Annotated in this window: 28 protein-coding genes; 11 read left to right on the forward strand and 17 right to left on the reverse strand. The window is 72.0% G+C overall.

The features are described from left to right. The 3 genes from C1J01_RS24675 to C1J01_RS24685 all read right to left on the reverse strand — a co-directional run. Window positions 1-884: serine/threonine-protein kinase (locus C1J01_RS24675; protein ID WP_146615709.1), on the reverse strand; the 884-nt coding region annotated here is incomplete at its 3' end. Between the two features lie 42 nt (window positions 885-926). Then, window positions 927-1,898, reverse strand: coding sequence for a GNAT family N-acetyltransferase (locus C1J01_RS24680; protein ID WP_111181352.1), 972 nt, complete (start codon window positions 1,896-1,898; stop codon window positions 927-929). Window positions 1,899-1,959: 61 nt separating this feature from the next. Beyond that, complete coding sequence (locus tag C1J01_RS24685; protein WP_111181353.1) at window positions 1,960-2,205, reverse strand: DUF2630 family protein; 246 nt, start codon at window positions 2,203-2,205, stop codon at window positions 1,960-1,962. Between the two features lie 37 nt (window positions 2,206-2,242). Between C1J01_RS24685 and ddaH (C1J01_RS24690) the strand changes: the two genes are divergently transcribed. Next, on the forward strand, window positions 2,243-2,989 hold the full coding sequence (gene ddaH / locus C1J01_RS24690) for a dimethylargininase (protein WP_111181354.1): 747 nt from the start codon (window positions 2,243-2,245) through the stop codon (window positions 2,987-2,989). Between the two features lie 179 nt (window positions 2,990-3,168). Next, window positions 3,169-4,872: a 2-isopropylmalate synthase gene (gene leuA / locus C1J01_RS24695; protein ID WP_111181355.1), complete on the forward strand. Its 1,704-nt coding sequence runs from the start codon at window positions 3,169-3,171 to the stop codon at window positions 4,870-4,872. Window positions 4,873-5,001: 129 nt separating this feature from the next. On the opposite strand, the gene C1J01_RS24700 is transcribed toward leuA, so the two are convergent. Continuing rightward, window positions 5,002-5,490, reverse strand: coding sequence for a DUF5946 family protein (locus tag C1J01_RS24700; RefSeq protein WP_146615710.1), 489 nt, complete (start codon window positions 5,488-5,490; stop codon window positions 5,002-5,004). Between the two features lie 146 nt (window positions 5,491-5,636). Between C1J01_RS24700 and C1J01_RS24705 the strand changes: the two genes are divergently transcribed. Next, window positions 5,637-6,209, forward strand: coding sequence for a hypothetical protein (locus C1J01_RS24705; protein ID WP_220040078.1), 573 nt, complete (start codon window positions 5,637-5,639; stop codon window positions 6,207-6,209). Between the two features lie 37 nt (window positions 6,210-6,246). Here C1J01_RS24705 and C1J01_RS24710 read toward each other — a convergent pair whose 3' ends face one another. The 3 genes from C1J01_RS24710 to C1J01_RS24720 are packed head-to-tail and all read right to left on the reverse strand — an operon-like array spanning window position 6,247 to window position 8,153. Then, the gene (locus C1J01_RS24710) at window positions 6,247-7,110 is read right to left on the reverse strand and encodes a hypothetical protein (protein WP_111181357.1); all 864 of its coding nucleotides are present in this window, start codon (window positions 7,108-7,110) and stop codon (window positions 6,247-6,249) included. Beyond that, window positions 7,107-7,436 (reverse strand): PadR family transcriptional regulator, encoded by a 330-nt coding sequence (locus C1J01_RS24715; protein WP_111181358.1) that lies wholly within the window; start codon window positions 7,434-7,436, stop codon window positions 7,107-7,109. Before C1J01_RS24715 ends, C1J01_RS24710 begins: the two co-directional genes overlap by 4 nt. Window positions 7,437-7,460: 24 nt before the next feature. Continuing rightward, window positions 7,461-8,153 (reverse strand): TetR/AcrR family transcriptional regulator, encoded by a 693-nt coding sequence (locus tag C1J01_RS24720; RefSeq protein WP_111181359.1) that lies wholly within the window; start codon window positions 8,151-8,153, stop codon window positions 7,461-7,463. Between the two features lie 114 nt (window positions 8,154-8,267). Here C1J01_RS24720 and C1J01_RS24725 point away from each other — a divergent pair, with 114 nt between their 5' ends. Genes C1J01_RS24725 through C1J01_RS24735 form a run of 3 tightly spaced genes read left to right on the forward strand, consistent with a single transcriptional unit; the run spans window position 8,268 to window position 10,419 of the window. Then, the gene (locus C1J01_RS24725; RefSeq protein WP_111181360.1) at window positions 8,268-8,621 is read left to right on the forward strand and encodes a YrdB family protein; all 354 of its coding nucleotides are present in this window, start codon (window positions 8,268-8,270) and stop codon (window positions 8,619-8,621) included. 2 nt (window positions 8,622-8,623) lie between these two features. Continuing rightward, on the forward strand, window positions 8,624-9,535 hold the full coding sequence (locus C1J01_RS24730) for an NAD-dependent epimerase/dehydratase family protein (RefSeq protein ID WP_111181361.1): 912 nt from the start codon (window positions 8,624-8,626) through the stop codon (window positions 9,533-9,535). Next, a complete protein-coding gene (locus C1J01_RS24735) occupies window positions 9,532-10,419 on the forward strand; it encodes a Gfo/Idh/MocA family protein (RefSeq protein WP_111181362.1) in 888 nt (295 codons plus the stop codon). The genes C1J01_RS24730 and C1J01_RS24735 overlap by 4 nt, the downstream gene beginning before the upstream one ends. On the opposite strand, the gene C1J01_RS24740 is transcribed toward C1J01_RS24735, so the two are convergent. The 4 genes from C1J01_RS24740 to C1J01_RS24755 are packed head-to-tail and all read right to left on the reverse strand — an operon-like array spanning window position 10,403 to window position 14,833. Then, window positions 10,403-11,227, reverse strand: coding sequence for a trypsin-like serine peptidase (locus tag C1J01_RS24740; RefSeq protein WP_146615711.1), 825 nt, complete (start codon window positions 11,225-11,227; stop codon window positions 10,403-10,405). The genes C1J01_RS24735 and C1J01_RS24740 overlap by 17 nt on opposite strands. A gap of 58 nt (window positions 11,228-11,285) precedes the next feature. Next, a complete protein-coding gene (locus tag C1J01_RS24745) occupies window positions 11,286-12,290 on the reverse strand; it encodes an acetamidase/formamidase family protein (protein WP_111181364.1) in 1,005 nt (334 codons plus the stop codon). Beyond that, complete coding sequence (locus C1J01_RS24750; RefSeq protein ID WP_111181365.1) at window positions 12,287-13,654, reverse strand: APC family permease; 1,368 nt, start codon at window positions 13,652-13,654, stop codon at window positions 12,287-12,289. Before C1J01_RS24750 ends, C1J01_RS24745 begins: the two co-directional genes overlap by 4 nt. A 51-nt stretch (window positions 13,655-13,705) precedes the next feature. Continuing rightward, entirely contained in the window at window positions 13,706-14,833 is a 1,128-nt protein-coding gene (locus C1J01_RS24755) for a substrate-binding domain-containing protein (RefSeq protein ID WP_111181366.1), read from the reverse strand. On the opposite strand from C1J01_RS24755, the gene C1J01_RS24760 reads away from it, so the two are divergent. Further along, window positions 14,832-15,278 (forward strand): MarR family winged helix-turn-helix transcriptional regulator, encoded by a 447-nt coding sequence (locus C1J01_RS24760; protein ID WP_111181367.1) that lies wholly within the window; start codon window positions 14,832-14,834, stop codon window positions 15,276-15,278. The genes C1J01_RS24755 and C1J01_RS24760 overlap by 2 nt on opposite strands. A gap of 25 nt (window positions 15,279-15,303) precedes the next feature. On the opposite strand, the gene C1J01_RS24765 is transcribed toward C1J01_RS24760, so the two are convergent. Further along, window positions 15,304-15,507, reverse strand: a complete 204-nt coding sequence (locus tag C1J01_RS24765; protein ID WP_111181368.1) for a hypothetical protein — start codon at window positions 15,505-15,507, stop codon at window positions 15,304-15,306. A gap of 82 nt (window positions 15,508-15,589) precedes the next feature. Next, entirely contained in the window at window positions 15,590-16,867 is a 1,278-nt protein-coding gene (locus tag C1J01_RS24770; RefSeq protein WP_111181369.1) for a Glu/Leu/Phe/Val family dehydrogenase, read from the reverse strand. A gap of 214 nt (window positions 16,868-17,081) precedes the next feature. On the opposite strand from C1J01_RS24770, the gene C1J01_RS24775 reads away from it, so the two are divergent. Both C1J01_RS24775 and C1J01_RS24780 read left to right on the forward strand, forming a co-directional pair. Further along, complete coding sequence (locus C1J01_RS24775) at window positions 17,082-18,635, forward strand: alkaline phosphatase D family protein (protein WP_181448943.1); 1,554 nt, start codon at window positions 17,082-17,084, stop codon at window positions 18,633-18,635. 6 nt (window positions 18,636-18,641) lie between these two features. Continuing rightward, on the forward strand, window positions 18,642-19,373 hold the full coding sequence (locus C1J01_RS24780; protein ID WP_111181370.1) for a class I SAM-dependent methyltransferase: 732 nt from the start codon (window positions 18,642-18,644) through the stop codon (window positions 19,371-19,373). A 124-nt stretch (window positions 19,374-19,497) separates the two neighbouring features. On the opposite strand, the gene rocD is transcribed toward C1J01_RS24780, so the two are convergent. The 3 genes from rocD to C1J01_RS24795 form a co-directional block, all read right to left on the reverse strand. Continuing rightward, window positions 19,498-20,718 (reverse strand): ornithine--oxo-acid transaminase, encoded by a 1,221-nt coding sequence (gene rocD / locus C1J01_RS24785; protein ID WP_111181371.1) that lies wholly within the window; start codon window positions 20,716-20,718, stop codon window positions 19,498-19,500. Window position 20,719: 1 nt separating this feature from the next. Then, entirely contained in the window at window positions 20,720-21,517 is a 798-nt protein-coding gene (ddaH, locus tag C1J01_RS24790) for a dimethylargininase (protein ID WP_111181372.1), read from the reverse strand. A gap of 112 nt (window positions 21,518-21,629) precedes the next feature. Next, window positions 21,630-22,112: an Lrp/AsnC family transcriptional regulator gene (locus tag C1J01_RS24795; protein WP_111181373.1), complete on the reverse strand. Its 483-nt coding sequence runs from the start codon at window positions 22,110-22,112 to the stop codon at window positions 21,630-21,632. Window positions 22,113-22,196: 84 nt separating this feature from the next. Here C1J01_RS24795 and C1J01_RS53510 point away from each other — a divergent pair, with 84 nt between their 5' ends. Together C1J01_RS53510 and C1J01_RS24805 are read left to right on the forward strand one after the other, a co-directional pair. Then, window positions 22,197-24,536 carry a GH1 family beta-glucosidase gene (locus C1J01_RS53510; protein WP_111181374.1) on the forward strand — a complete coding sequence of 780 codons (2,340 nt, stop codon included), beginning with the start codon at window positions 22,197-22,199 and terminating at the stop codon, window positions 24,534-24,536. 56 nt (window positions 24,537-24,592) lie between these two features. After that, a complete protein-coding gene (locus C1J01_RS24805) occupies window positions 24,593-25,765 on the forward strand; it encodes a hypothetical protein (RefSeq protein ID WP_111181375.1) in 1,173 nt (390 codons plus the stop codon). A 205-nt stretch (window positions 25,766-25,970) separates the two neighbouring features. Here C1J01_RS24805 and C1J01_RS50065 read toward each other — a convergent pair. Then, window positions 25,971-26,675 (reverse strand): vWA domain-containing protein (locus C1J01_RS50065; RefSeq protein ID WP_181448944.1); only part of this gene is annotated, 705 nt, incomplete at its 5' end.

The following is a 26,675-nucleotide window of genomic DNA, read 5'->3' on the forward strand; positions in this document are numbered from 1 at the left end:
GTTTGTGGGGTGTTCGGTGAGCCTCGGTCCGCCTCCGGTGTGGAACGGGCGCTCGGGTTCCCTGCGGCGGCCGTGAGAACGGAGGGGTCGGCGAAGCTCAGCCGGTCCATCAGCTCCTGGGCCGTCGGCCGGTCGGCCGGGTCCTTGGCCAGGGCCGCCACCACCAGCTCGAGCAGCGGCCCGGAGAGCCCGCTCAGCTCCGGCGGGGCGTTCACGACGCGCGCCAGCACCGCCGGGACCGGCCCCGTGCCGAACGGCGGCGCCCCGGCGGCGGCGAACGCCACCGTGCCGCCCCACGAGAAGATGTCCGAGGCGGGCCCGACCTCGCCTCCCATCGCCTGCTCGGGCGACATGTACGCCGGCGTCCCCACGATCGTGCCGCTCGTCTCCGCGTCGGCGAGCTGCGCGATCCCGAAGTCGATGACCTTGGGCCCCACCTGCGACAGCAGCACGTTGGACGGCTTGAGATCGCGGTGCACCACCCCGGCCCCGTGGATGGCGCGCAACGCCATGGCCGTCGCGGCGGCCAGGCCGTCGAGCGCCGAGCCCTTCAGCGGCCCGGACGCGCGCACCGCCTGCCCGAGGCTGGGCCCCTCGACGTACTCGGTGACGAGGTAGGCCACCTCGCCCAGCACGTCGGCGTCGAGCACCGGAGCGGTGCAGAAGCGCGCCACCCGCCGCGCGGCGGCCACCTCACGGGCGAAGCGGCGCCGGAAATCGGGGTCGGCGTCCATCCGCGCGTGCAGCAGCTTGACGGCCACCCGTGCCCCGTCGGGGCCCTGCCCCAGGTGGACGACGCCCATGCCGCCCTCGCCCAGCCGGCCGAGCAGGGTGTACGGCCCCACCCGCCGGGGATCCCCGTCTCTCAGCGCCTCCAAGGACATGGATCATCAGGCTAACGTGCCGTCGCCCGGACCTCCATGGCCCTACGGCGTCAGCCGCCACTCGTACCACTCGTCGAAGAGCTCGAAGCCCATGGCCTCGTTGATGGCGAGCATGTGGGCGTTGGAGGTGGCGTTCCAGGTGATGATGCGCTCGACGCCCGGCTCGCGCTCGCGCAGCCAGAACAGGTTGGTGAGCTTGAGCAGCAGCCCCAGGCGGTGGCCGCGGTGCGCCGCCAGTACCGTCGTGTCGGTCTGGACGGCCCAGCCGTGGGAGTGGTCGGTGTCGAGCAGGATGCGCGTGTATCCGGCCGGGGCGCCGTCGGCGTCACGGCGGGCGATCACGGTGTAGGCGGTCTGGCCCGCCGCGACCATGCGCTCGTCGCGGGCGCGGATCTGGTCGGCGGTGAAGTGGAAGTCGTCGACGCCGCTGTCGCGAGGGGCGTCGTTCATGCCGTTCATGAGCGCGGCGACGTCGGGCATGAGCTCGGGGGCGGCCGGGCCGATCCAGCGTTCGAGGGTGTAGCCCGGAGCCTGCGGGACCATCCGCCCCAGCTTCGCCCAGTCGCAGCGGCGCAGGTCGAGCGTGCGGCGCGCTTCGGTGAGGGCGACCGTCATGCCCCGGGCACGGGCGAAGGCCGCGCCGGCCCCGGCGGCGGGCGTCTCGGTCAGCAGCAGCCGCCTGTCGTCGGCCCGCAGGCGGCCGAGCGCGTGCTCGAACAGCGCCGTGCCGAGCCCGCGCCCGCGCCGGGCGGGGCGCACGACGAGCGGGAAGAGCCATGCCATGTGGCGGTTGTCGAGGAGGGGGAACGACAGGCCGTAACCGCCGGCGACCTCGCCGTCCTCCACCGCCGCCCACGCCTCGACCCGGTCGGAGGGCCGGTCCGCGCAGACGTCGAGGACGAAGCGGGCCCGCGAGATCGGCGGGCCGGGATCGTCGGAGCCTTCGCTGTAGGCCGCGTGCAGGCCCGCGGCGAGGTCGTCCCCGCCGCCGGCCGCGATCCGCTCGATCCGCATGCCGTCCAGCCAAGCGCACACGGGCCGGCCGGCGCGAACGGTTTTCCTGCTGGCGGTTTCCCTACTGGCGGTAGTTCTCCACCTCGTCGGCAGGGCGGGGAGCGGCGTTGTCCGGGTCCTCGCCCGCCCTGCGCCGGGCACGCCGCTGCCTGAGCAGGTCCCAGCACTGGTCGAGGGCGTTCTCCAGCTGTTCGATGCGCGCGCGTTCCTCGTCCGAGGTCACCTCTCCGGCCGAGAGCCGGGTGCGCAGCTCGTGCTCCTCGCTGACCAGGGAGCCGATCCTCGTGAGTAGCTCGTCGTCCCGCATGCCCGAACTCTACTCATGGCGTGATAGAACACGCCCTATGTCTGGTATTGCGCTGGTAAGGAAACCCGGACCCCGTATCTCCGAGGGCATCGTCACCCACCTCCAGCGCGAACCGGTGGACGCCGGCCGCGCAGCCGCCCAGCACGACGCGTACGTCGCCGCCCTCGCCGCGGCCGGCTGGCGGCCCGTGTACGTGCCCTCGGCCGACGACCTGCCCGACGCGCCGTTCGTGGAGGACACGCTCGTGGTGTCGGGACGGCTCGCCGTACTGACCAGGCCGGGGGCGGTGGAACGGCGGCCGGAGGTGGACTCCGTGGCCCAGGCCGTGCGGGACCTCGGCATGAAGGCGGTCAGGATCGCGCGGCCCGGCACCCTCGACGGCGGCGACGTGCTGCAGAGCGGCCCCACCGTCTACGTCGGCCGGTCCGCCCGCACCAACGCCCAGGGCATCACGCAGCTCGCCGCGCTCCTGCCGGAACGCACGGTCGTGCCCGTGGAGCTGAGCGGTGTGCTGCACCTGAAGTCGGCCGTCACCGCGCTGCCCGACGGGACGCTCATCGGCGACCCGCGCCACGTGGACCTGCCCGGCCTGCTCGTGCCCGAGGAGGAGGCCGGCGCCCACGTGGTGCCGCTGGGCGGCGACCGCGTCCTGCTGGCCGCCTCCGCGCCCCGGACGGCGGCCGCGCTGGAGAAGCGCGGACTGGCCGTGACCACGGTCGACATCTCCGAGTACGAGAAACTCGAAGGGTGCGTGACCTGCCTGAGCGTGCTGGTCGCCGACTGACTTCTCATCATCTGAGATCACGCGCAGCGCATCGCGAGACGTCTGGTAACGTGCATGACATGCTGCGCGGTCTCCTTCTTAGCTGCCGCGGCGGGGGCCTTTAAGGCCGGCTCCCTCGCCGCGGAGCGAGTCGTGCGCGTCGGCCGCCTTCCACAGCAGTCCGACGAGGAGCATCCGAAATGACCGCTCAGCAGCCGAGCCGCATGCCGATCCACCGCTATCAACCCTTCGAGCCGATCCGGCTGACCGACCGCACCTGGCCCGACAAGGTCATCACCAAGGCGCCCCGCTGGTGCGCGGTGGACCTGCGCGACGGCAACCAGGCACTGATCGACCCGATGGACCCGCACCGCAAGCTCAAGATGTTCGAGCTGCTGGTACGCATGGGCTACAAGGAGATCGAGGTGGGCTTCCCGGCCGCCTCGCAGACCGACTTCGACTTCGTCCGCCAGATCATCGAGGAAGACCGCATTCCCGGTGACGTGGTCATCCAGGTGCTGACGCAGGCCAGGCCCGAGCTGATCGAGCGCACCTTCGAGGCCATCGAGGGTGCCCAGCAGGCCATCGTCCACCTGTACAACTCGACCTCCACCCTGCAGCGCCGCGTCGTCTTCGGCCAGGACAAGGACGGCATCACCGCCATCGCGGTCGAGGGCGCCAAGCTGGTCAAGAAGCTCGCCGACGCCACCGACGTCGACGTGCACTTCCAGTACTCTCCCGAGTCGTTCACCGGCACCGAGCTGGAATACGCGGTCGAGGTGTGCGACGCGGTCAACGAGGTGTGGCAGCCCACGCCCGAGCGCAAGGTCATCATCAACCTGCCCGCCACGGTCGAGATGGCCACGCCCAACGTCTACGCCGACCAGATCGAGTGGATGCACCGCAACCTCAAGCACCGCGACTCGATCATCCTGTCGCTCCACCCGCACAACGACCGCGGCACCGCCGTGGCCGCCGCCGAGCTGGGCTACATGGCGGGCGCCGACCGCATTGAGGGCTGCCTGTTCGGCAACGGCGAGCGCACCGGCAACGTCTGCCTGGTCACCCTGGGCATGAACCTGTTCTCCCAGGGCGTCGACCCCGAGATCGACTTCAGCGACATCGACGAGATCCGCCGCATCACCGAATACTGCAACCAGCTGCCCGTCCACCCCCGTCACCCGTGGGGCGGCGAGCTGGTCTACACCGCCTTCTCCGGCTCCCACCAGGACGCCATCAAGAAGGGCTTCGAGCACCTCGAGCGCGACGCCGCCGCGGCCGGCGTGCCGGTCGACGACTTCACCTGGGCGGTGCCCTACCTGCCGATCGACCCGAAGGACATCGGCCGCAGCTACGAGGCGGTCATCCGGGTCAACAGCCAGTCGGGCAAGGGCGGGGTCGCCTACATCATGAAGTCCGACCACCAGCTCGACCTGCCGCGCAAGCTGCAGATCGAGTTCTCCAAGGTCGTGCAGGCGCGCACCGACACCGAGGGCGGCGAGGTCACGCCCGCCGAGATGTACGAGATCTTCCGCGACGAATACCTGCCCAACCCGGCCCACCGCTGGGGCCGGCTCAGCCTCATGGCCCACCGGTCGGAGTCCACGGGCGAGGACGACCGCATCAGCGCCGACGTCCGCTTCGACGGGGAGATCCGCGAGATCTCGGGCGCCGGCAACGGCCCGATCTCGGCGTTCACCGACGCGCTCGCGTCCATCGGCGTCCACGTCCGCGTGCTCGACTACGTGGAGCACGCGATGAGCGCGGGCAGCGACGCGAAGGCCGCCTCCTACCTGGAGTGCGACGTCGCCGGGCAGGTGCTGTGGGGCGTCGGCATCGACGCCAACGCCACCACCGCCGCCCTCAAGGCCGTGATCTCGGCCGTCAACCGCGCCACCCGCTGACCCACGGCTCTTCCGGCCGGCCCCGGCACGACCTGCCGGGTTCCCGGCTCCCTTGGTACGCGCCCACAAGGCGGCACACCACCCACTCGACCGCGCTCCCCGACCCAGGGGTGTCGCGGCCGAGTCGTCTCAGGCCTCGACGGATCTCCAGGACTCCACGGTCGCCTCGGCGATGCCGCGGATGCGGTCGCCGTACGCCGCATGCCCGTCGGCCACGAAGCTGCCGTCCCTGAACGGCAACCCGCAGAGCGTGGCGCGGAAGCCGCCAGGAGATCCACCCTGCGGGAGCGGGGCGTACGGCTCCAACGGCGCCATGTCGTAGCGCGATCGTGCCCGATGGTTGTTCCGCGCCACCTGATGGGCCTGCAGGCGGAGCAGCGCGTCAAGGCCCTTGTCCAGGTAGAACTGCAGCAGCCGGAACTGACCGTCGCGGTGCTTCTCATGCGCCTGCGAAGGATGTTGCAGGAGATGAACGCAGACCACCGGCGCGTGCCACCGGTACATCTGAGGATCGTTCTGCTCCTCCGCCAGGATCGCGTGGAAGTAGTCCACGCACACGCCCAGCGGCCCGGCGACCGCGCCGCACTCGCACACACCCACGCCAGGACCATCGGCCATGGCCTGCAACCTAGGCGGCCACCGACCGCCTTGTCGACGGGATTTCCCGGCAGACCGTCGCCGTCCTGGCCTTGCCGAGCCGGAGGACGACGTCGTTATGATCCCGTGGTGTCCATCGGCCCGAAAGACCACGTGGAGACCCGCCTGTGCAGGACGTGGCCCCGTTCGAAGCGCTGCTGATCGGAGGACGTTCGGGGGTCGGCAAGTCCACGGTCGGGTGGGAGGTCTCCGTGCTCCTCCAGGCGGCTCGCGTCGCGCACTGTCTCGTCGAGGGCGACAATCTGGACCAGGCGTTCCCCGCCCCGCCCGGCGATCCGCACCGGGCCAGGCTGACCGAGGCCAACCTCGCCGCCATCTGGCGCAACTACGCCGCGCTGGGCTACCGCAGGCTGATCTACACCAACACCGTCTCGATCCTGGAGCCCGACCTCATCGCCCGCGCCATGGGCGGCACACCCCGCATCACCTCGGTGCTCCTGACCGCCGACGACGCGACCGCCCGCCACCGCCTCGGCCTACGCGAGATCGGCAGCCAGCTCGACGCGCACCTCACCCGCAGCGCCACCATGGCCCGCCACCTGGACGCCGACGCGCCCTCGTCCGTCGTGCGCATCCCCACCGACGGACGCTCCGTCACCGACATCGCCCGCGACGTCATCGCCGCCACCGCCTGGTCGACCAGGCCACCTCCGCACGACGGCCTACGGCTGGAGTACTGACCACCGGCGGGCCGGCACCGCTCCGCCCGCCGACGGATCAGCTGACGAAAGCCGGATCGGCAAGCTTTCCTGAAGGGCGCATCACGCTTCGCGCGGTCAGCGTCACCATGCCGATGCTGATCACCGCGCCGGCCGCCACCGCCGTCAGGAACCCCTGTGACGCCTCGGCGAGGCCGAGCGCCAGCAGGACGCCCACGGCGAGCCAGCCGAGAGTGGTGCAGATGGCCGCGATGGCGAGCTGGGTGCCGCACGCGCATACGTCGGGCGCGAACCCGGGAGTCCGGGCCGCGACCATGGGCGCCAGGAGCACCAGCGCCAGCGTGATCGGGACGAGGAAACCGCCCGCCATCGCGGCGCCCAGCGGCCCGGCAGGGGAGCGGGCGAGCTGGTGGAACACGACGTGGAACACCCCCACCAGAGCGGTCGCGACGAGCACGGCCGGCAGGACCCGGCGCGCCGCCGCACGCGTGACCGTGCCGGAGCCCCGCAGCGCGGGCAGCGCGGTGGTCACCAGGGGAGCCAGGGACAACAAGCCGAGCACGCCCGCCACGACGAACAGCGACGTCGCCGTCTCGGCGAGCCGCTGCGCGATCGCGCCGTGGCCGGCCGCCGACGCCGAGACGCCGCGCAGGCTCGGCGCGTGACTCACGCCAGGGGTCCAGAGCAGGATCAGCGTGTACGCGGCGAAGGGCAGCGTCAGCGCCGGTGGGACGCGCAGAGGCGTGGCCCCGGGGATGCGCCGGCGGTGCAGCCAGGCGTCGGCGGCGCCCCCCGCCAGGTCGAACAGCGTGCGCGCGCGGACCGGCCGCGCGGCGATCAGGTCGGCGACCTCGTCGCCGTAGCGGCGCCGCCACGGCCGCGGATAGAGCTGGAGCAGCAGGGCGGCGAGCAGACGCATCATGCCGCCCCCCAGGCGAGCCCCGCGCGCCGCGCCCCGGCCTGCTCGACGCGGCGCAGCGTGGCGAGCTGCTCACGCAGCGACTCGCGCCCCGCGTCGGTGATCCGGTACGGCTTGCGCCGCTCGGTGGTCTCGACCGGCTCGATCCAGCCGCGCTCCTCCAGCCGCATCAGCGCGCCGTAGAGCGTCCCGGGCTCCAGCGACGTGCCCGAGAACTGCTCGATGTCGCTGATCATCCGGTAGCCGTGTTTCTGCCCCTCGGCGAGGCTGATGAGCACGAGCAACGCCACGTCCGTGAAGCGCCCGAGCTCGGGGGTTCTCCGTGCCATGTGTTCAGTAAAACTTAGTAAGTCCTACTGAGCAAGTCCCATGGTCGCGGCCATCAGTCGCATCGAGTGGTCGAAGGCCGTGTGCCTGTCCTCCAGCGTGCCGTTGAACTGGCCGAACACCTCGAAGCTGAGCCAGCCGTACAACGAGGTCCACGCGGTGAGGGCCTGCCAGACGATCACGTCGGGGACCCCGGGCATGTGCTCACGCAGCCCGGCCGCCTCCGCTTCGAGCTCCGCGGGGGGCTCGACGGCGGACGCCCGCAGCGCGCCCGCGTTCCAGGCGTCGGAGACGATCCGGCCGAGCACGGTCACGTCGCGGATCCGGGCCGCGATCGTGTCCTGCGGGGCGTGGTAGCCGGGCACGGGGGAGCCGTAGAGCAGGGCGTACTCGTGCGGATGGGCCACCGCCCAGTCGCGTACGGCATGGCAGGCGGTCAGCCACCGGCCGGTGAAGTCGTCGCGCGGGCAGGCGGCCTCGGCGCGCTCGACGGCCTCGCCGACGGCGTTGTAGCCGTCGATGATCAGTGTGGTCAGCAGGTCGTCGCGGCTCGGGAAATAGCGGTAGATCGCCGACGAGACCATGCCCATCTCCCTGGCCACGGCCCGCAGCGACAGGCCGCCGGCGCCCTCGGTGGCGAGCTGGCGGCGCGCGATGTCGGTGATCTCCCTGATGAGCTCGGCCCGGACACGTTCTCTGGCGGTACGGCTGGCTGTCATGCACAGCAGGCTACCAGAGCACTGCAAAGAAACGAGAGCACCGCTCTTGACGAATGCCGCTCCGTTGAGAGAGCATTGCTCTCGCAAGAGAACACAAGTCACGGAGTGTCCGCCATGCTCACCCTCGCCAAGAACGCCAACGCCCTGCTGATGTTCCTGCTCGAACTGGGCGTGCTCGCGTCCGTGGCGTACTGGGGCTTCACCCTGAGTCCCAACTGGGCGGTCAAGCTGCTGGCCGGCCTCGGCGGCCCGGCGTTGTTCGTGGCCGTCTGGGCGCTCTTCGGGGCGGGCGGCGGCGCGAACGCCACCTTCCCCCTCACCGGTGTCGCCCGCGCCGCACTGGAGATCGTCTGGTTCGGCGGCGGCGCCCTGGCGCTCTACGCCTCCGGGCCGGCCGCCTCCGCGGCCGTCTTCGCGGCACTCTTCGTCGTCAACGCGGTCCTCCGCATCTTCTGGAACGAGGTCTAACCATGGGCAAGCACGTCGTCGTCGGATCCGGTCAGGTCGGCGCCCACCTGGCGCGCAAACTCCTCGCGCGCGGGCACGAGGTCACCGTCGTGACCCGCTCCGGCAGCGGCCCCGACGGGGCGGTCAAGGTGGCCGCCGACGTCGCCGACCAGGCGCGGATGATCGAGATCACGCGCGGGGCCGACGTCCTGTACAACTGCGTCAACCCGCGGTATCACCGCTGGCTCACCGACTGGCCGCCGATGGCCGCGTCGTTCCTGGCCGCCGCCGAGGCGAGCGGGGCCGTCCTGGTGATCCTCGGCAACCTCTACCCGTACGGGCCCGTCTCGGTGCCCATGACCGAGGACCTGCCGCTCGCCTCGACCAGCCCGAAGGCCCAGGTCAGGGCCCGGATCTGGCAGGAGGCGCTGGCCGCGCACGAGGCCGGCCGGATCAGGGCGACCGAGGTGCGCGGCTCCGACTACTACGGCCCCGGCGCGTCCGACCAGTCCTACCTGGGCGACCGGTTCCTGGTGCCGCTCAGGGCGGGCAAGACCGTCCCGCTCATCTGGCCGGGCGACATCAAGCACAGCTGGACGTACCTGCCCGACGTGGCCGACGCGCTGGTCGTCGCCGGCTCCGACGAACGGGCCTGGGGCCGCCCCTGGCACGTGCCCACCGCCGAGCCGCTGACCTTCCGCGAGATGGGGGACCGGATGGCCGCCCTGCTGGGCCGTCCCGCGCCTCGTTACCTGCGGATCCCGTGGCCGGCGCTCAGGGCGGCCGGGCTGTTCTCGCCCATGCTGGGGGAGATGCGGCACATCCGCTACCAGTTCACCGCGCCGTACGTGCTCGACTCCTCGGCCTTCCAGCGCACGTTCGGCGTGGCGCCCACCCCGGTCGGCGAGGCGCTGAAGACTACGCTCGACGTGTGAAGACAGCCATGATCGGCCTCGGCGACATCGCGGAGAAGGCCTACCTGCCGGTGCTGGCCGCCCAGCCCGGCCTCGACCTCCACCTGTGCACCCGTAACACCGAGCGCCTGGCCCGGCTGGGCGACGCGCACCGGATCGCGGCCCGGTCCACCAGCGTGGACGACGTGATCAAAGCCGGGGTCGACGCGGCGTTCGTGCACGCCGCCACCGAGGCCCATCCCGAGATCGTCGAGCCGCTGCTGGCGGCGGGCGTCCACGTCTACGTCGACAAGCCGATCGCCTACACCCTGGCCGAGTCGGAGCGCCTCGTCCGCCTCGCGCGGGCGGAGGGCCGGTCGCTGATGGTCGGCTTCAACCGCCGTCACGCGCCCGGCTACGCCGCCCTCACGGCCCTGCCCCGCCACCTCGTCGTCATGGAGAAGAACCGCGACAACCTGCCCGACGAGCCGCGCCGGGCGGTCTTCGACGACTTCATCCACGTGGCCGACACCCTGAGGTTCCTCGTGCCCGGCGAGGTCACCGGCACCACGATCAGGACCCGCGTCAAGGACGGCCTGATCGAGCACATCGTCCTGGAGCTGTCGGGCGACGGCTTCACCGCCCTCGGCGTGATGAACCGGGTGAGCGGCGCCTCCGAGGAGACCTGCGAGGTCATGGGCGACGGCGTCAAGCGGCGCGTGGTCAACCTCGGCGACGTCGTCGACCACCGGGGCGGCGAGACGCTCACCCGGCGGCCCGACTGGGTGCCGGTCGCCCGGCAGCGCGGCATCGAGCAGATCTGCCTGGAGTTCCTCGCCGCCGTGCGCGACGGCCGCCGCGTCGACGCCGGCGACGCGCTGGCCAGCCACGCGCTCTGCGAGGAGATCGTCAGCCGGTCCGTCTGAGCCGCATCTCCCGGTCGGCCCTGGCGAGCATCCGCTCGAACGGCCTGGAGCCCAGCCTGGTCAGCACGGTGTAGCCCTTGTCGTCCTTCATGGGGCTGGAGGACGACACGATGCCCGCCACCGCGCCGCCGTACAGCGCGGGGCCGCCGCTGCCGCCGGCGGCGGCGTGGCAGTTGCGGGTGACCATCAGCCCCGGGCCCTTGGCGACGGCCTCGACGGTGTCGCCCAGGCACCGGTAGAGCGCGGTGCCCGGGTAGCCGCGGCCCATCGGGTAGCCCAGCAGCTCCAGGCCGCGCAGGTTGGTGCCCCGCGTGGTGCGCATGGCCTCCAGGCCCCGCCCGGTGACCGCCTCCAGCGGCCGCTTGCCGCGTTCGACGCCGACCAGGCCCACGTCGTACGGCAGCAGGTCGGCGGAGTACTGCCGGGTGCGCCAGCGGGCCGGCACCCACGCCCGCACGACCGGCCAGACGCCGAGCGGCGGCCTTCCCCGGTCGTAGGCCGGCAGGAAGGCCAGCCGCTTGAGCATCCGGCCGTTGTGGTACAGGCAGTGAGCCGCGGTCAGCACCAGGCTCCGGCTGCGCGAGTTGATCACCGTGCCGCCGCACAGCACGTCGGTGCGGGTCGCCGGGTCGCTGCCGAGCAGCACGCCCGTCAGCCGCCGCGCCCCGGTGTAGGGGCGCGGGACCGGCGCGTAGCCCAGGCGGTCGCCGTCGGGGGTGATGACGCGGGGGACGGGGACGTTGCCCTGGGACACCTCGGCGACGGCGGCTGGATCGAGCAGGACCAAAGACAGCACCAACCTGAGCACGATCACACTCTACGGCGACCATGATCAGTGCTCTGACCTGCGCGGTTGAATGTTTACCTCAACTTGTGTACGCCGAACCCGCCGCACGCAACCGGGCGTGCACCGACTCGTACACGGTCGTGGCGCCCAGGTACGCCTTGGGCAGTTTCGCGACCATCGTGTAGTTGGTGTCGCACACGTTCCCGACCGGCGCCTGCCCGGCCTGGCTGACGAGCTGGTAGGCGTCGAGGGTGTCCAGCCCGGTCAGCTCCGAGGTCCAGGTGACCAGGTCGTGCTGGCTGATCCGGTACGCGTCCTCCAGCGGTCGCGCCGAGCCGGTGGACATCAGGTGCAGGTCGTCCTCCATCCGCGGCCACGGCGTGGCCACGCCCTTGATGAGCTCGACCGCGACCACGGTGTTCATGGCCGACTCCACGGCGGTGCCGCAGACCTCGCCGTGCCCCTGCAGGCCGTGGCCGTCGCCGATCGAGAACATCGCGCCCTCGACGTTGACGCCCAGGTAGACGGTGACGCCGGCGCGCAGCTCGGGGGTGTCCATGTTGCCGCCGTGCGCGTCGGGGGTGATCGTCATGCGGGCCTCGTTCGCGGCCGGGGCCACGCCGACCGTGCCGTGCATGGGGTCGAGCGGCAGCTCCACGCTGAAGTCGCTGTTGCGGGCGTGGTAGACGGCCACGTTCCTGCCGAGGTCGATGTCGTAGCGCCAGACGCGCTCCTCCAGCGGCGGGTGCAGCATGGCGGTGGTGTGGGTGGTGGTCAGCGCGCCGAAGTGCGGGAACGTCGTCGACACCGCCCAGTCGCGGGCCGGGGTGATCTTGACGAAGTGCAGGGCCAGCGTGTCGCCCGGCTCGGCGCCCTCCACGTGGAACGGCCCGGTCACCGGGTTGAGGAACGGGAACTCGCACACCCGCGACGGCAGGTCGTCCACCGTCCGGACCCGTCCGCCGAAGCAGTCTTCGGTGTACAGCTCCATGATCGTGCCCGGCCGCACCTTGGCGACCGCCTGGCGGCCGCCGAAGGTGTAGCTCAGCTCTTCGGGAGAGGGACGGTACGAGAAGACGTTCACTGAACCTCCGACGGTAGGACGGGACGGCGGCCGGACGCGTACGAGGCCGCGAGGACGATCAGGCCGACGACCAGCCAGAGGCCGCCCACCCAGTGGGCCGCGACGTTCTGGTTGATCACGACGGCCACCAGGACGGCGAAGCCGATGGCGGGCGCGACCAGGTGCGCCCAGTAGTCGGCGCTGCGCCGCCGCACCATGTAGTGCCACACCACGGCGACGTGCAGCACCAGGAACGCGGCGAGGGCGCCGAAGTTGACCAGCGAGCTCAGCTCGCCGATGCCCTGCTCCCGGGTGCTCATGAAGACGCCGATGACCAGGGAGAGGCCGGCCACGAGGAAGGTGGCGTTGACCGGCACCCGGTGCCGGGGGTGCACCTTGGCGAGGAACGCGGGCAGCTGCCGGTCGCGGGCCATGGCGAACAGCAGGCGCGAGGTGGCCGCCTGGGCGACCAGGGAGTTGGCGAAGCCCCAGGCGATGGCGGTGGCCACGGCGGTGAGCACCGACAACCACGCGCCCCCGGCGAACTCGGCGGTGGTGTAGAACGCCTGGCCGGGCGCGTCGCCCTGGGCGATCAGCTGCTCCCTGTTCGGGGTGAGCAGCGCCGCCACCCAGGTCTGCACCACGAACAGCACGGCGGCCAGGGCCAGCGCGGCGACCATCGAGCGGCCGATCCGGCGGGCGTCCACGCGGCTCTCCTCCGCGAGCGTGGAGATGCCGTCGAAGCCGAGGAACGACAGCACCGCCACCGACGCCGCCGCGAACACCACGCTCCAGGTGAACGACGAGGAGTCGAAGAACGGCGTGAGCGCGCCCGTCTGCGCCTTGCCCTGGGCGAGCGCGATGACGCCGACGACCAGGAAGATCGCCAGCACGACCAGCTCGGCCACCAGCATGACCCGGGTGATCTTGGCCGTCATCTGGATGCCCAGGTAGTTGACGACGGTGTTGAGCACCACGAACGCCACCAGCCAGCCCCAGACCGGGATCACCGGGATGAAGGTGTGCATGGCCGCGCTGGCGATCAAGTACAGCAGCGACGGCACGAGCAGGTAGTCGAGCAGGATCGCCCACCCCGCCATGAACCCGACGGGCGCGGCGATCCCGCGGCCCGCGTAGGTGTAGACCGAGCCGGCCATCGGGAAGGCCCGCGCCATCTGGGCGTACGACAGCGCGGTGAACGCCATCGCGACCAGGCCGATCACGTAGGCCAGGGCGACCATGCCGTGCGACGTGGCGAAGACGTTGCCGAAGATGCCGAAGGGGGCGATCGGCACCATGAAGATCAGGCCGTAGATCATCAGGTCGGCGAAGCTCAGGCTCCGCTGGAGTTCCTGGCGGTAGCCGAACTCTTCGATCGAGCTCATGGGGGCTCCTAAGTGCGTGTGGGGCGATACGCACCTTAGAAGAAAAGTTTTCTATTGAAAAGTTTTCGTTGGCAAAAATTGCAATCCGTCCGCTCTGCCGAGGTGGACGGGGTGGCGCACCTGGCGGTTCACCAGCGTGAGCGTGCCCCGCGCGCTGGTGATCGCGGTGCCGTCGGCGACCGCGTCGAGCTCCGGAACGGCCAGGGAGCCGGCCCGGGCGGACAGGGCGGCCAGCACGGCGACGGCCTCGTAGCAGCCCTGGCCGTGGGCGTTGAGCATGGGGGCGTCGGGGCCGAACCGGGCGGTGTACCGCTGCGCGAAGCCGATCCCGGCCTCCGTAGGCAGCGCGTGGAAGTAGCCCATGGACGCGTACAGCTCGCCGGTGGCGTCGCCGCCGATGGCCAGCAGGCCGTGCTCCTCCAGCGCTCCGCACAACCGCGCCGCCCGCAGCCCGGCCGCCGCGTACGCCCGGTTGAACGCCACCAGGTCGCTGCCGATGAGCGTGAGCAGGATCGCGTCGGGACGGGCGTCGGCCACCCGCTCCAGCCACCGCACGGCCTCGCCGTACCGGACGAAGCTCTCGCCCACCACGCTCGCGCCGGCCGCGTGCAGCCGCCGGTGGGCGCTGGCGTGCACCAGGCGCGGCCAGATGTAGTCGTTGCCCAGCAGATACCAGCGGCGCGCCCGCCGCGCGCCGGCCAGCCACTCGATGCCGGGCGCGAGCTGCCGCCCCGGGGTCTCGCCGAGGAAGTAGACGCCGGGCGCGCGCCCCCCGCCCTCGTACGGCGGCGCGTAGACGAACGGCACCCGCCCCGCGATCGCGGCCACCACCGCCAGGCGCACGTCGCTGGCGTGCGCGCCCGCCACGGCCGTGACCGTGCCCGTGCGGACCAGCGCGTCGACCTCGGCCCCCACCTCGGGGGCGGGCCGGCCGCCGTCGACGAGCACCAGCTCGACGGGCCGGCCGAGGACGCCGCCGCGGGCGTTGGCCTCCTCGGCGGCCAGCAGGGCGCAGTTGATCGCGCACGGCCCCATCAGGCCGAGCACGCCCGACACGGGAACCACCAGGGCGATTCTCACGGAGTCGGAAGGAAGGAGCCGCGCTTCGAGCGGATCGACGGTCGCCGCCACCCGACGAGTATCCTCCTTGGTAGCCCCCCGACGAAAGGACCTCCTCATGACCGTCTCCGGCCTCGGGTCCTCACTCGCCTACCTGCTCAGCCGTGCGGAGCGTGGCGTCAACCGGGGGCTCGCCAGGGCGCTGGCCGGCGAAGACCTCACCGTGGAGCAGTGGCGCATCATGCGGGCTTTGGCCGACGGCCGGGGCGAGTCGATGGGGGAGCTGGCCGAGGCGGTGCTGATGCCGCACCCGACGCTGACCAAGGCCGTCGACCGGCTCATCGACCGGGCGCTGGTCTATCGGGGGCCGGCGAAGGGCGACCGGCGGCGGGTGGCGGTGTTCGTCTCCGAGCGGGGGGCCGAGCTGCTCGCCCGGGTCGACGGCGCCGTGGCCGAGCAGCAGGCGATGATCGCCGGCGTCTTCGGGCACGAGCGCACCGCCCAGCTCATGCGCGACCTCGACGACCTCCAGCGGGCGCTCGACGAGAGCGAACTCAAGGTCTGACCCCGCCGCCTGCGAGGCCGAGCGGTCAGCCCTCGCGCTTCTTGGCCCTGTCGGCGGCGACCGCCACGGCGACGCCGGCGACCGCCACCCCCAGGTAGCCCCACAGCGGCAGCTCACCCACCACCCGGTGCAGGAACCCCCACTCCCGGTCGAACCACATGCGGCCGATGAACCCGCCCAGCCCCTGGGCGATGGCGATGAAGGCGATGACGCCGAGAATTCCTCTCATGCGACGACCCTCGCACCACGGGGCCCGCCCCGGCGTCGAACCTTGGGCGAGCCCCGTGCTACTAAAGTCGCTCTCCCCGCGCTCAGGGGTAGAGGCCGCGCATCTGGTGGGCCTCGGCCACCCGCCCCACGCCGATGACGTGAGCCGCCTGCCGCAGCGTCAGGCCGCGCTCGGCGGCCAGCGACCGCACGTCGGCGAACGCGCCCAGCATGAGGTCGCGCAGCTTGATCTCGACCTCGCCCGAGCTCCACGAGTAGGCCTGCATGTTCTGCACCCACTCCAGGTACGACACGATCACCCCGCCGGCGTTGGCGAGGATGTCGGGCACGACCGTGGTGCCGGCCGCGGCGAGGATCTCGTCGGCCTCGGGCGTGGTGGGCCCGTTGGCGCCTTCGACGATCAGCCGGGCGCGCACCCGGGCCGCGTTGGCCTCGGTGATCGCGCCCTCCATCGCGGCCGGGACGAGCACGTCGACGTCCAGCTCCAGCAGGTCGTCGCGGTCGAGCGCGTCGGCGTGGTGGAAGCCGCGTACGCCCCCGGTCTCGGCCGCGTACGCGCGCAGCCGCGCCACGTCGAGGCCGCCGGCGGCGTGGACGGCGCCGGTGACGTCGGAGACCGCGACGACCTTGCAGCCGGCGTCGGACAGGTACTGCGCGGCGAGCGCGCCCACCTTGCCGAAGCCCTGTACGGCCACGGTGACGCCCTCCGGCGAGCGGCCGAGGGCGGCCAGCGCCGCGATCTGCACGCCGCGCGAGGTCGCGCCCGTGCGGCCGAGCGAGCCGCCGAGCGTGGTCGGCTTGCCGGTGACCACGCCGGGCACCGAGTAGCCCGCGCTGACGCTGTAGGTGTCCATGATCCACGCCATCGTCTGCTCGTCGGTGCCGACGTCGGGCGCGGGGATGTCCTTCTCCGGGCCGATCAGCGGCATGATCTCGCTGACGTAGCGCCGGGTGAGCCGCTCCAGCTCGCGGGTGGTGAGCCCGGCCGGGTCGACGGCCACGCCACCCTTGGCGCCGCCGTACGGGATGCCGACCAGGGCGCACTTCCACGTCATCCACATGGCGAGCGCGGTGACCTCGTCGAGGTCGGTCGTGGGATGGAAACGCAGGCCGCCCTTGGCGGGGCCGCGTGAGACGTTGTGCTGGACGCGGAAGCCCTGGACGACGTCGAGCCGGCCGTCCTCACGGCGCACCGGGACCGAGACGGTCAGGGAGCGGCGGGGCGTGGCCAGCATCGTGCGGAGCCCGTCGTCGAGCCCGAGATGCGCGGCGGCCTGGTCGAGCTGGTGAAGAGCGGAATCGAGCGCTTGACGGCCTGGAGTGATCAGGGCCGGCGTCGTTGACGGCACCATGATGCTCATGGAAGAGAATCCTCCTGTTATTTGCGCCCTTTAGGCGGGAAAAGCGCCATTGCCTTTCCCATTTGGGCGCACTTGTTACGATCATCCTAGAGCGGGGCGTTTGACCTTGCTAGTTGTTGCTGGAAATCCAAGTCGGTGATCAGGCGCCGCCGTCCGCGCCACTCTGGCAGTGTTGCAGGCGAGAGTGTGCCGGATCGCCGAATCGGGGGGTCGAATGCCCGCACTCGTGGTGGGGCCGCTGCTGCGTCACGTCGATTCCGTCAGCGCCTCGATCTGGGTGGAGACCGCCGATCCCTGCACGGTCGCCGTCGAGGCGGACGGCAGGACTTACCGGTCGCCTACCTTCACCGTGCACGGTCACCACTACGCGATCGTGGATCTCGTTGAGTTGTCCCAGGATATCGCGTCGTATTCCGTCACGCTCGACGGGGAGCGCGTATGGCCGCAGGCGGGTCGGCCGCCGAGCCGGATCAGGCTGCTGCGGCCGGAAGGGGCGCGCCGGCTGGCGTTCGGCTCGTGCCGCACCAGCGTCCCGCACGACGCCGCCCACGTGCGCACGCACGGCCACGACGTGCTGCGCGCCTACGGCAGGCACCTCGCGGAGTCGGGCGACGAGGAATGGCCCGACCTGCTGCTGCTCCTCGGCGACCAGGTCTACGCCGACAACCCCTCGCCCGAGATGCTCGACTTCATCCGCGCCCGCCGCGACACCGAGCCGCAGGGCGAGATCGCCGACTTCGAGGAGTACGCCGAGCTCTACCGCCAGGCGTGGACCGAGCCCGAGCTCCGCTGGCTGCTGTCCACCGTGCCGACCGCGATGATCTTCGACGACCACGACGTCCGCGACGACTGGAACACCTCGCAGGCCTGGCGCGAGCAGATGGCCGCGACGTCGTGGTGGCGGCGCCGGGTGGTCGCCGGGCTCGGGGCGTACTGGGTCTACCAGCATCTCGGCAACCTCTCGCCGGCCGAGCGGGCCGAGGACCCGCTGCTGCGGACGCTCATGTCCGGTGAGGGCGACGCGGACGCGGCGCTCGACGCGTTCGCCGAGAAGGCAGACGCCGAGCCGAGCAGCAACCGCTGGAGCTACGCCCGCGACCTCGGGCCCGACCGCCTGATCATGGTCGACACCCGGTGCGCCAGGCAGCTCACCCCCGGCGACCGCCGCATGCTCGACCCGGTGGAGTGGGCCTGGCTGGAGGAGCAGGTCAGACGCCCGGCCGAACGGCTCATCATCGGCTCGTCGATCCCGTTCCTGCTGCCCGAGGGCGTGCACGGCGTGCAGAGCTGGAACGAGGCGCTGTGCGACGGCAGGTGGGGGCCGCTGGTGCGGCGGTGGTCGGAGAGCTTCCGGCAGGCCGTCGACCTGGAGCACTGGGCGGCCTTCCGCAGGTCGTTCGACGACCTCTCCCGGCTGCTGGTCGAGGTGGGCCGGCCGGTGCTGATCCTCTCGGGTGACGTGCACTTCTCCTACCTGGCCCAGGCCGGCGCCGGCCGGATCCACCAGATCGTCTGCTCGCCGATCCGCAACCCGCTCGGCCCCTTGCTGCGCTGGGCCAACGTGGTCACCCAGTTCGCGATCGCCACGCTGGTGGGCGGCCTGCTCGCGCGCCTGGCGGGGGTCCCGCGGCCGCCGTTCCGGTGGCGGATCACCAAGGGCCCCTGGTTCCACAACGCCGTCGCCACGCTCACCCTGCCGGGCCGCGTCACCTGGTACACCGCCGACGGCAAATCGGTCGAACCGATCGACTCCGCCGATCTAACCTGAGTTTTCGTGAACGCTGATCCCCTCTCCGCCGCGGTGCCGTTCTACGACCTCCTGCACGAGGACGGGCACGTGCCCCTCGTCCGAAGACTGCTGCCGCCGCTGCTGGCCGGCGTGCGGCACGGCGTCCTCGAGATCGGCGCGGGCACCGGCCTGATCACCGAGGTCATCGCCCGCTCGGCCCCCGGCGAGATCTACGCGCTGGAGCCGTCGCTCGGCATGCGCTCCGTGCTGCTGTCGCGGCTGGCGGTCGATCCGGAGACACGCCGCCGCGTGACCGTCCTGCCGTGCGGCGCTCTCGACGCCGAGGTGGACGATCCGGTCGAGGCCGTCGTGATGATCTCGGTGCTGCAGAGCTTTCCCGCCGCCGAGCGGCCCGCGCTGTGGCGGGTGCTGGCCCGGCAGCTGCGGCCGGGCGGGCGGCTGGTGTTCAACTGGCGCGACCGCGCCACGCCCGTGACCGGCGGGCTGGAGCCGGTGGGCTCGTACGACGTCGGGCGGCACACCTACGAGATCGCGGCGCAGGTGCTGGAGGTCGCGGGGGAGAGCGTCACGACGCGTTTCGTGTACCGGGTCAGGCGGCGCGAGGTGGTGATCAGTGAGGACGAGATGGTCACCACGAACCACTGGCCGCCGACCGCCGCCCTGGCCTCGGAGCTCAAGGAGAACGGCTTCACCTGGTCGCAGGCGCCCGAGGGGATGCAGGTGTGGCACCTGCCCGGCCCGCGACCAGGTGCCTGACCGGCCACCCGGATGGTGACCGGGCGCCGTGACGGCGCCCGGTCTGTGCGCCCGAGGAGCGTCTCCCTGGACGGGGCCCGGCCATGCGCGGTGGGTGGGGCCGGGCCGGGTCACCGTGAAAGAGCTAGAGGTTTTTGCTCTTGAACTCGTAGACGGCGTCGGCGAGCTGGTCGATCGCCCAGAGCAGGTCTTCCTCCGAGACGACGATGGGCGGAGCCAGCCGGATCGTGGAGCCGTGGGTGTCCTTGGCCAGCACGCCACGCTTCAGCAGCGCCTTCGACACCTCGCGCCCGGTCGCGATGTCCGGGTCGATGTCGACGCCCGCCCACAGCCCGCGCCCGCGCACCTCCACCACGCCCTTGCCGATCAGCTCCCGCAGCCGCGTGTGCAGCACCTCGCCGAGCTTGGCGGCCCTGGCCTGGTATTCGCCGGTGTTCAGCAGCTCGATGACGGCGATGGCGACCGCGCAGGCCAGCGGGTTGCCGCCGAACGTGGACCCGTGCTGCCCCGGATGGATGATCCCGAGCACGTCGCGGTCGGCCGCGATGGCCGAGACCGGCACGACGCCGCCCCCGAGCGCCTTGCCCAGCACGTAGATGTCCGGTACGACCCTTTCGTAGTCGCAGGCGAACGTCTGACCGGTCCGCCCGAGGCCCGACTGGACCTCGTCGGCGATCATCAGGATGCCCTCCGCCGTGCACAGCTCGCGCACGTCGGTCAGGTAGCCGTCCGGCGGCACCAGCACGCCCGCCTCGCCCTGGATCGGCTCGACCAGCACGGCGACGGTGTTGGCGTCGATCGCCTGCCGGATCGCCTCGGCGGAGCCGTACGGGACGATCCGGAAGCCCGGCGTGTACGGGCCGAAGTTGTCGTGCGCGTCGGGGTCGGTGGAGAAGCTGACGATCGTGGTGGTGCGGCCGTGGAAATTGCCCTCCATCACGATGATGTTGGCCTGCTCGGGCTCGACGCCCTTGACCTCGTAGCCCCACTTGCGCGCCACCTTGATGGCGGTCTCGACGGCCTCGGCGCCGGTGTTCATGGGCAGGACCATGTCCTTGCCCGTCAGGTCGCCGAGCCCGGCGCAGAAGCGCGCGAACTGGTCGTGGTAGAAGGCCCGGCTGGTCAGGGTCAGCCGGTCGAGCTGCTCCTTCGCGGCGTCGATGATCTTCTGGTTGCCGTGGCCGAAGTTGAGCGAGGAGTAGCCGGACAGGCAGTCGAGATACCGCTTGCCCTCGACGTCGGTGACCCAGGCGCCGTGCGCCTCGTGGATCACGACGGGCAGCGGATGGTAGTTGTGCGCGCTGCGGCGCTCGCTCAGATCGATCAGCTCTGCGCTCGTGGTCATGTCAGTTCTCCCCCCTGATCTCCAGTGTGCAGCACTTGGGACCCCCGCCCGCCTTGCGCAGCTCCGACAGGTCGACGGGGATCACCTCGTAGCCACGCCGCTTGAGCTGCAGCTGGAGGTTCGAGGCCTCGGCGTTGACGACCACGTTCGCGCCGTCGCTGACCGCGTTGAGTCCGAGCACCTCGGCGTCGTCGGCGGTCGCGAGCACCGCGTCGGGGAACATCCGCCGCAGCACCTCACGGCTGCCGGGGGAGAAGGCCTCCGGGTAGTACGCGACGTTGTGCCCGTCGAGCGGGAACAGCGCCGTGTCCAGGTGGTAGAAACGCGGGTCGACCAGCGTCAGGGAGATCACCGGCCGGCCCAGGAACTCCTGCGCCTCCCGGTGGGCGACGACGTCGGTGCGGAACCCGGTGCCGGCCAGGATGACGTCGTCGAGGGTGAGGAAGTCGCCCTCGCCCTCGTTGACGTGTGCCGGCTCCAGCGCCGGGTAGCCGCGCTCGGCGAACCAGCGCAGGTACGCGGGCCCCTCCGCGGCCCGCTGCGGGAAGGCGAAACGGGCGCCGTACACCCGGCCGTCCACCACCAGGGCGCCGTTGGCGGCGAACACCATGTCGGGCAGCCCCTCGATCGGGTCGATCAGGCTCACCCGGTGACCGAGCTCCTCGTACGCCGCCTTCAGGCTCTCCCACTGCCGGACCGCGCGGTCGCGGTCCGCGCCCGACTCGGGGTGCATCCACGGATTGATGGCGTACTCGACCGCGAAGTGGTCGGGGCGGCACATGAGGAAGTGTTTGGGCATGCAGGCTCCATCACGCAACTGAGCAGGGGAAATGCAGGAAACAGCCTAGGAATCCCCCGTCACGCGGGCCAAGAGGGTGATATTGCGCGTTCGCGCAGGTCTGTTGCTTCTTTCAGCGCGTGACCGCTGATTCGTTGCGCGCGTCCGGGACGGCCCCCGGAGGCGTGTCGACCAGCCTCGACAGCACGATGGAGCTCTTGGTCCGCACCACGAACGACTCGGCCGCGATGCGCTCGATCACCCGCTCCACGTGGCCCACGTCGGTGGCCCTGATGTGCAGCAGCGCGTCGGCCTCGCCGGTGATCGTCGCCGCCGCCACCACCTCCGGGTAGCGGGAGACGGCCAGCGCGATGTCGGACGGCTTCGTCTTGCCCTGGCAGAACAGCTCGACGTACGCCTCCGTCGTCCAGCCGAGCGCCTGCGGCGCCACCCGGGCGCTGAACCCGGTGATCGCCCCGCTGTCGCGCAGCCGGTCGACCCGCCGCTTGACGGCCGAAGCGCTCAGCCCCACCTGCTGGCCGATCTCGGCGTAGGTGGCGCGGGCGTCGTCGACGAGCGCCGCGATGATGTCACGATCGAGCCGGTCCAGTTCCACGCGCCCTGTATACAGCGTGGCCAGGCGGGCGCGCGACGCGGGAGACTGGGCGCGCTGACACGTGAGGGAAAGGTACGCGCCAGGATGAGTTTCCCCGATGGTTTCGTGTGGGGGGTTTCGACGTCGGCTTTCCAGATCGAGGGGGCGACGTCCGTCGACGGCCGCGGGCCCTCCATCTGGGACGCGTTCCTCGCCGATCACGCCGGGGCGTGCGACCACTACCACCGCTACCGCGACGACGTGGCGCTGATGCGGGATCTCGGCGTCTCCGCCTACCGGTTCTCGGTGAGCTGGCCGCGGGTCCTCCCCGACGGCGAGAAGGTGAACCCGGCCGGGCTCGACTTCTACGACCGGCTGGTGGACGAGCTGCTCGGCGCGGGCGTCGCGCCGTACGCGACCCTCTACCACTGGGACCTGCCGCAGGCGCTGGAGGACCTCGGCGGGTGGCCGTCCCGCGACACCGCCCACCGCTTCGCCGACTACGCCGCGGCCGTGCACGAGCGGCTCGGCGACCGCGTGGACACCTGGTTCACCCTGAACGAGCCGTGGGTGGCGGCCTTCCTCGGCTACGGCGCGGGCCGCCACGCGCCGGGCCGCACCTCGCCCGCCGACGCCTTCCGCAGCGCCCACCACCTGCTGCTCGCCCACGGGCTCGGCGCCCGGGCGTTGCGCGCCGCCGGGGCCGCCAAGGTCGGCACGGTGCTCAACATCTCGCCCGTCATGACGCCCGCCCAGGTGGGCGACCCGGCCAGGCCGCTCGCCGAGGAGGACGCCGAGGCCGTGGCGAGGATCGACGTCCTGGCCAACCGGCAGTTCCTGGAGCCGCTGCTGCGCGGCGCCTACCCCGAGGAGTTGCTGCCCGTCGTCGAGCGGGCCTGCGGCGACCTCGGCCACGTGCGCGAGGGCGACCTGGAGGTCATCAACCAGCCTCTCGACCTGCTGGGCGTCAACTACTACACGCCGCTGGTCGTGCAGGCCCAGCCGAGCGAGCCCGCCGACCCCGCCTGGCCGGGCAGCGAGGGCGTCCTGTTCTGCACGGTCCCGACCGCCGTCACCGCCATGGGCTGGCCCATCGTGCCCGACTGCCTCACCCGGCTGCTGCGCCGCCTGTCCGGCGAGTATCCGGACCTCGACCTGATGGTGACGGAGAACGGCGCCGACTTCGTGGACGTGGTGACCGGCGACGGCATCCACGACGTCGACCGCGTGCACTTCCTGGAGGAGCACCTGCGGGCCGTGCGCTCGGCGATCGACGACGGCGCGCGGGTGCGCGGGTACCTCGTCTGGACGCTGCTCGACAACCTCGAATGGGCCGACGGCTACCGCCGCAAGTTCGGGCTCTACCACGTCGACTTCGCCACCCAGCGGCGGCGGCCCAAGGACAGCGCGCTGTGGTACCGCGACGTCATCCGCCGCGGCGGCCTGCCCCCGACCCGTCCGAAGCGGCCCACCCTGGAGACGGTGGCCGCCCGCGCCGGGGTGTCCAGGGCCACGGTCTCGCGCGTGGTCAACGGCGAGGCGGCGGTGAGCGCGCAGGTGCGGGCCGCCGTGCTGCGCGCGGTCAACGAGGTCGGCTACGTCCCCAACGCGGCCGCGCGCAGCCTCGTCACCCGCCGGACGAACGCGGTGGCCCTCGTGCTGTCCGTGCCGCGGCCGGGCGGCGACGCCCTCACCGCCGCCGTCGTCCAGTACGTCACCAGCGTGCTGGAGGGCGCGGGCAAGCACATCACGCTCATGCTCGCCGACACCGCCGAGAGCCACCGGCGCATCGTCGCCCACGTCGAGGCCGGGCAGGTCGACGGCGTCGTGCTGCTGCCGCCCGAGCGGGCCGACACGCTCGCCGAGCGGCTCGCGCGCACCGGGGTGCCGGTCGTGCTGCTCGGCAAGCCGGCGATCGCGTCCCTGGTGCCGTACGTGGACGTCGACAACGCCGGCGGCGCGGCGACGGCCACCGAACACCTGCTGGCCGCCGGCCGCCGCCGCATCGGCATGCTCTGCGGCCCCATGGACCTGGTCACCGTCCAGGACCGCCTGGAAGGCCACCGGGCGGCGCTGGCACGCGCCGGGCTCCGCCCGCACCTGGCCTTCGCCGACCTCACCATCGGCTCCGGGGCGGCGGCCACCCGGCGGCTGCTCGGCGACGACCCGTCACTCGACGCCGTCCTCGCCGCCACCGACCAGCTCGCCGTCGGGGCGCTGCGGGCCGCGCGGGAGGCGGGCCTGCGGGTGCCGGAGGACCTCGCGGTCGTCGGCTTCGGCGACGGCGAGGCCGCCCCGGCCACCACTCCGGCGCTCACCACCGTCCGCGTCCCGGTCGCCGACCAGGCACTGGCGCTCGCGCGGCTGCTGCTGTCGCGGCTGGAAGGCCGCTCCACGACCCCGGTGGTGCTCCCCACGCGGCTGGTGGTGAGGGAGTCGGCATAGCCCGCCCGGCACGCGCCTGCCCGGCTTAGCATCGAAACCAGGACCCGGGAGGCCAGATGCGTTTCTTCCGCGAACACGACACTCCCACCGATCCCGGCGACGAGGTCACCAGGATCGCGCCCGCCGTCGCGTACGACGGAGACCTCTACCGCCTGCCCGACTGGGCGCACCGCCGGCGCGAGGAACGCGAGCTCGGCCGCTCCCACGCCGCCGAGGGCCAGATCGACACGCTCACCCTGCAGACCGGCAGCGTGCCGCGCTTCCACGAGCTGGAGGACGAGCGCCTGGAGGAGATGGCCCGGATCGAGGAGCTCACCGAGCAGGAGCTCCAGCGGGCGCGGGCCGCGTTCGAGAGCCAGAAGATCCGCCTGGCGGAGTCGCAGCGCACGTTCGGCGAGGCCAGGCAGGCGCTGGAGGACAGCCGGCGGCGGGTCGCAGAGCTGGAGCAGCCCAGCAGGCGGCCCGGCGACGGCCGTCCCAGCTCCATCGCGATCACGGGCGGCCGCTGGCCGGCCGTGCGCCGCTGGTCACCCGCCGCGCTGCTGCTGACCCTCCTGGTGATCGTCGAGGTGCCCATCCTCTACCAGGTCATCCTGAGCTGGGGCGACAGTGTCGCGATGACCGCCCTGCTCGCCGCCGGCGCCGCCCTCATCATGCTGGTCGCGCCGCACATGTACGGGCGGGCGTTCCGCTCCTGGCAGGAGGACGGCAGCCCGGCCAAGGGCCGCCGGCTGCTCATCGGCGTCGCGCTGGTCTGGCTCGGGCTCATCCTCGCGGTCGCCGTGCTGCGCCGGGACGCCCTCGTCCGGCCCCTCGTGGTGGACGGGCAGGCGATCGGGCCGACCTCGGAAGGCGTCGGCCAGTTGCCCACGATGGTGCTGCTGCTGGCCCTGCTGATCGCCACCGCGCTCATCGCCGCCGACCTCGGCCGCCGCATGCACAACCCGAACGACCGCCGCCTGTTCGAGCTGCGCGCCAAACGCGACGCCGAGGCCAGGGCGTGCGCCGCCGCCCAGGCCGCCTACCAGGCCGACGCCGGGTACGCCGAGAGCATCGCCCAGTACCTCCAGGGCGCCGACCGGCGGCGGGCCGGGCGGCTGCGGCAGCTCGACAGCGGGTTCGACAGCCTGGCGACCGCCTACCTCGGGGGAGTGGTGGAGGGGCTGAAGGACCCGGAGGCGGCGAGCTGGGCCGAGCGCATCGTGCTGCGCCGCCGTTCCCGGTCCTGAGGCTTCACCTATGTCTCCGAAGGATGCTCCGGCCTTCAGGCCGGTGAGGAATTCGGACTGCTGCGAAGCAGGGCAGGGATAGACGAATCGCCGTCAGGGCGATGCGTCTGAACCCGGCTGGTGATGATCGCGTAAGACCTCCCGCCCCGCTGGGGCAGGAGGCAGCGTGAGCCAGGAATCCCCTTCCCTTCAGGGAGGGGAGCGGTCAAAGCAGGTCCACCGTGGCGGCGCCCGCCGTCTCGAACGCCTCTCGCCAGAACGCCTCCAGCAGCGGGAAACGGTCGGGGCTCGCCGTCCTCTTGCGCAGGAAGCCGTGGACGGCCACCGTGTAGCCGGTCATGTCCGGCAGCAGGCGGGCCTCGCGCAGCTGCCGGATCTTCTGGCGGCGGGCGTCCTCGGTGAGGTCCAGGCGGTTGACGTCGAGGTCGCCGCGGTTGTTGATCAGGTCGCTGAAGACGATGATCTGGTGGGGCCTGTCCGGCTGGCGTTGCGCGGTGAGCTGCTTGGCCAGATAGCGCAGGGCGCCGAGCACGTCCGAGCCCTCCCCCTCCGTCGGGCAGTCGAACAGCTGGACGGCCCTCGGCAGCACCTGCGTGATGCGATGCTCTCTGACGCGCTCCTCGACGACCGGGTTGTCGTTGGGGTTCTCGGCCGGGGTGGCGGCGATGGGGACCGCGTCCTGGCGGCAGGTGCTGCTCTCGGAGCTGCCGGTGACGGCCGCGAAGGCGATCCAGTCGCAGCTTCGGGTGAAGGCGGGGAGCTTGGACGTGACGTCGTTCCTGGACGTGGCGGGGTCGGCGTAGCTGGTGGAGTCGACGATCACGCCGCAGACGGCCCGCGACTCGGTCCCGCACGCCACGACCCCGGAGAGGACCAGCGCCACCGCCCCCACCACGGCACCGGCCCGGCC

Source organism: Nonomuraea aridisoli, assembly GCF_003236395.1.
Lineage (GTDB): Bacteria > Actinomycetota > Actinomycetes > Streptosporangiales > Streptosporangiaceae > Nonomuraea > Nonomuraea aridisoli.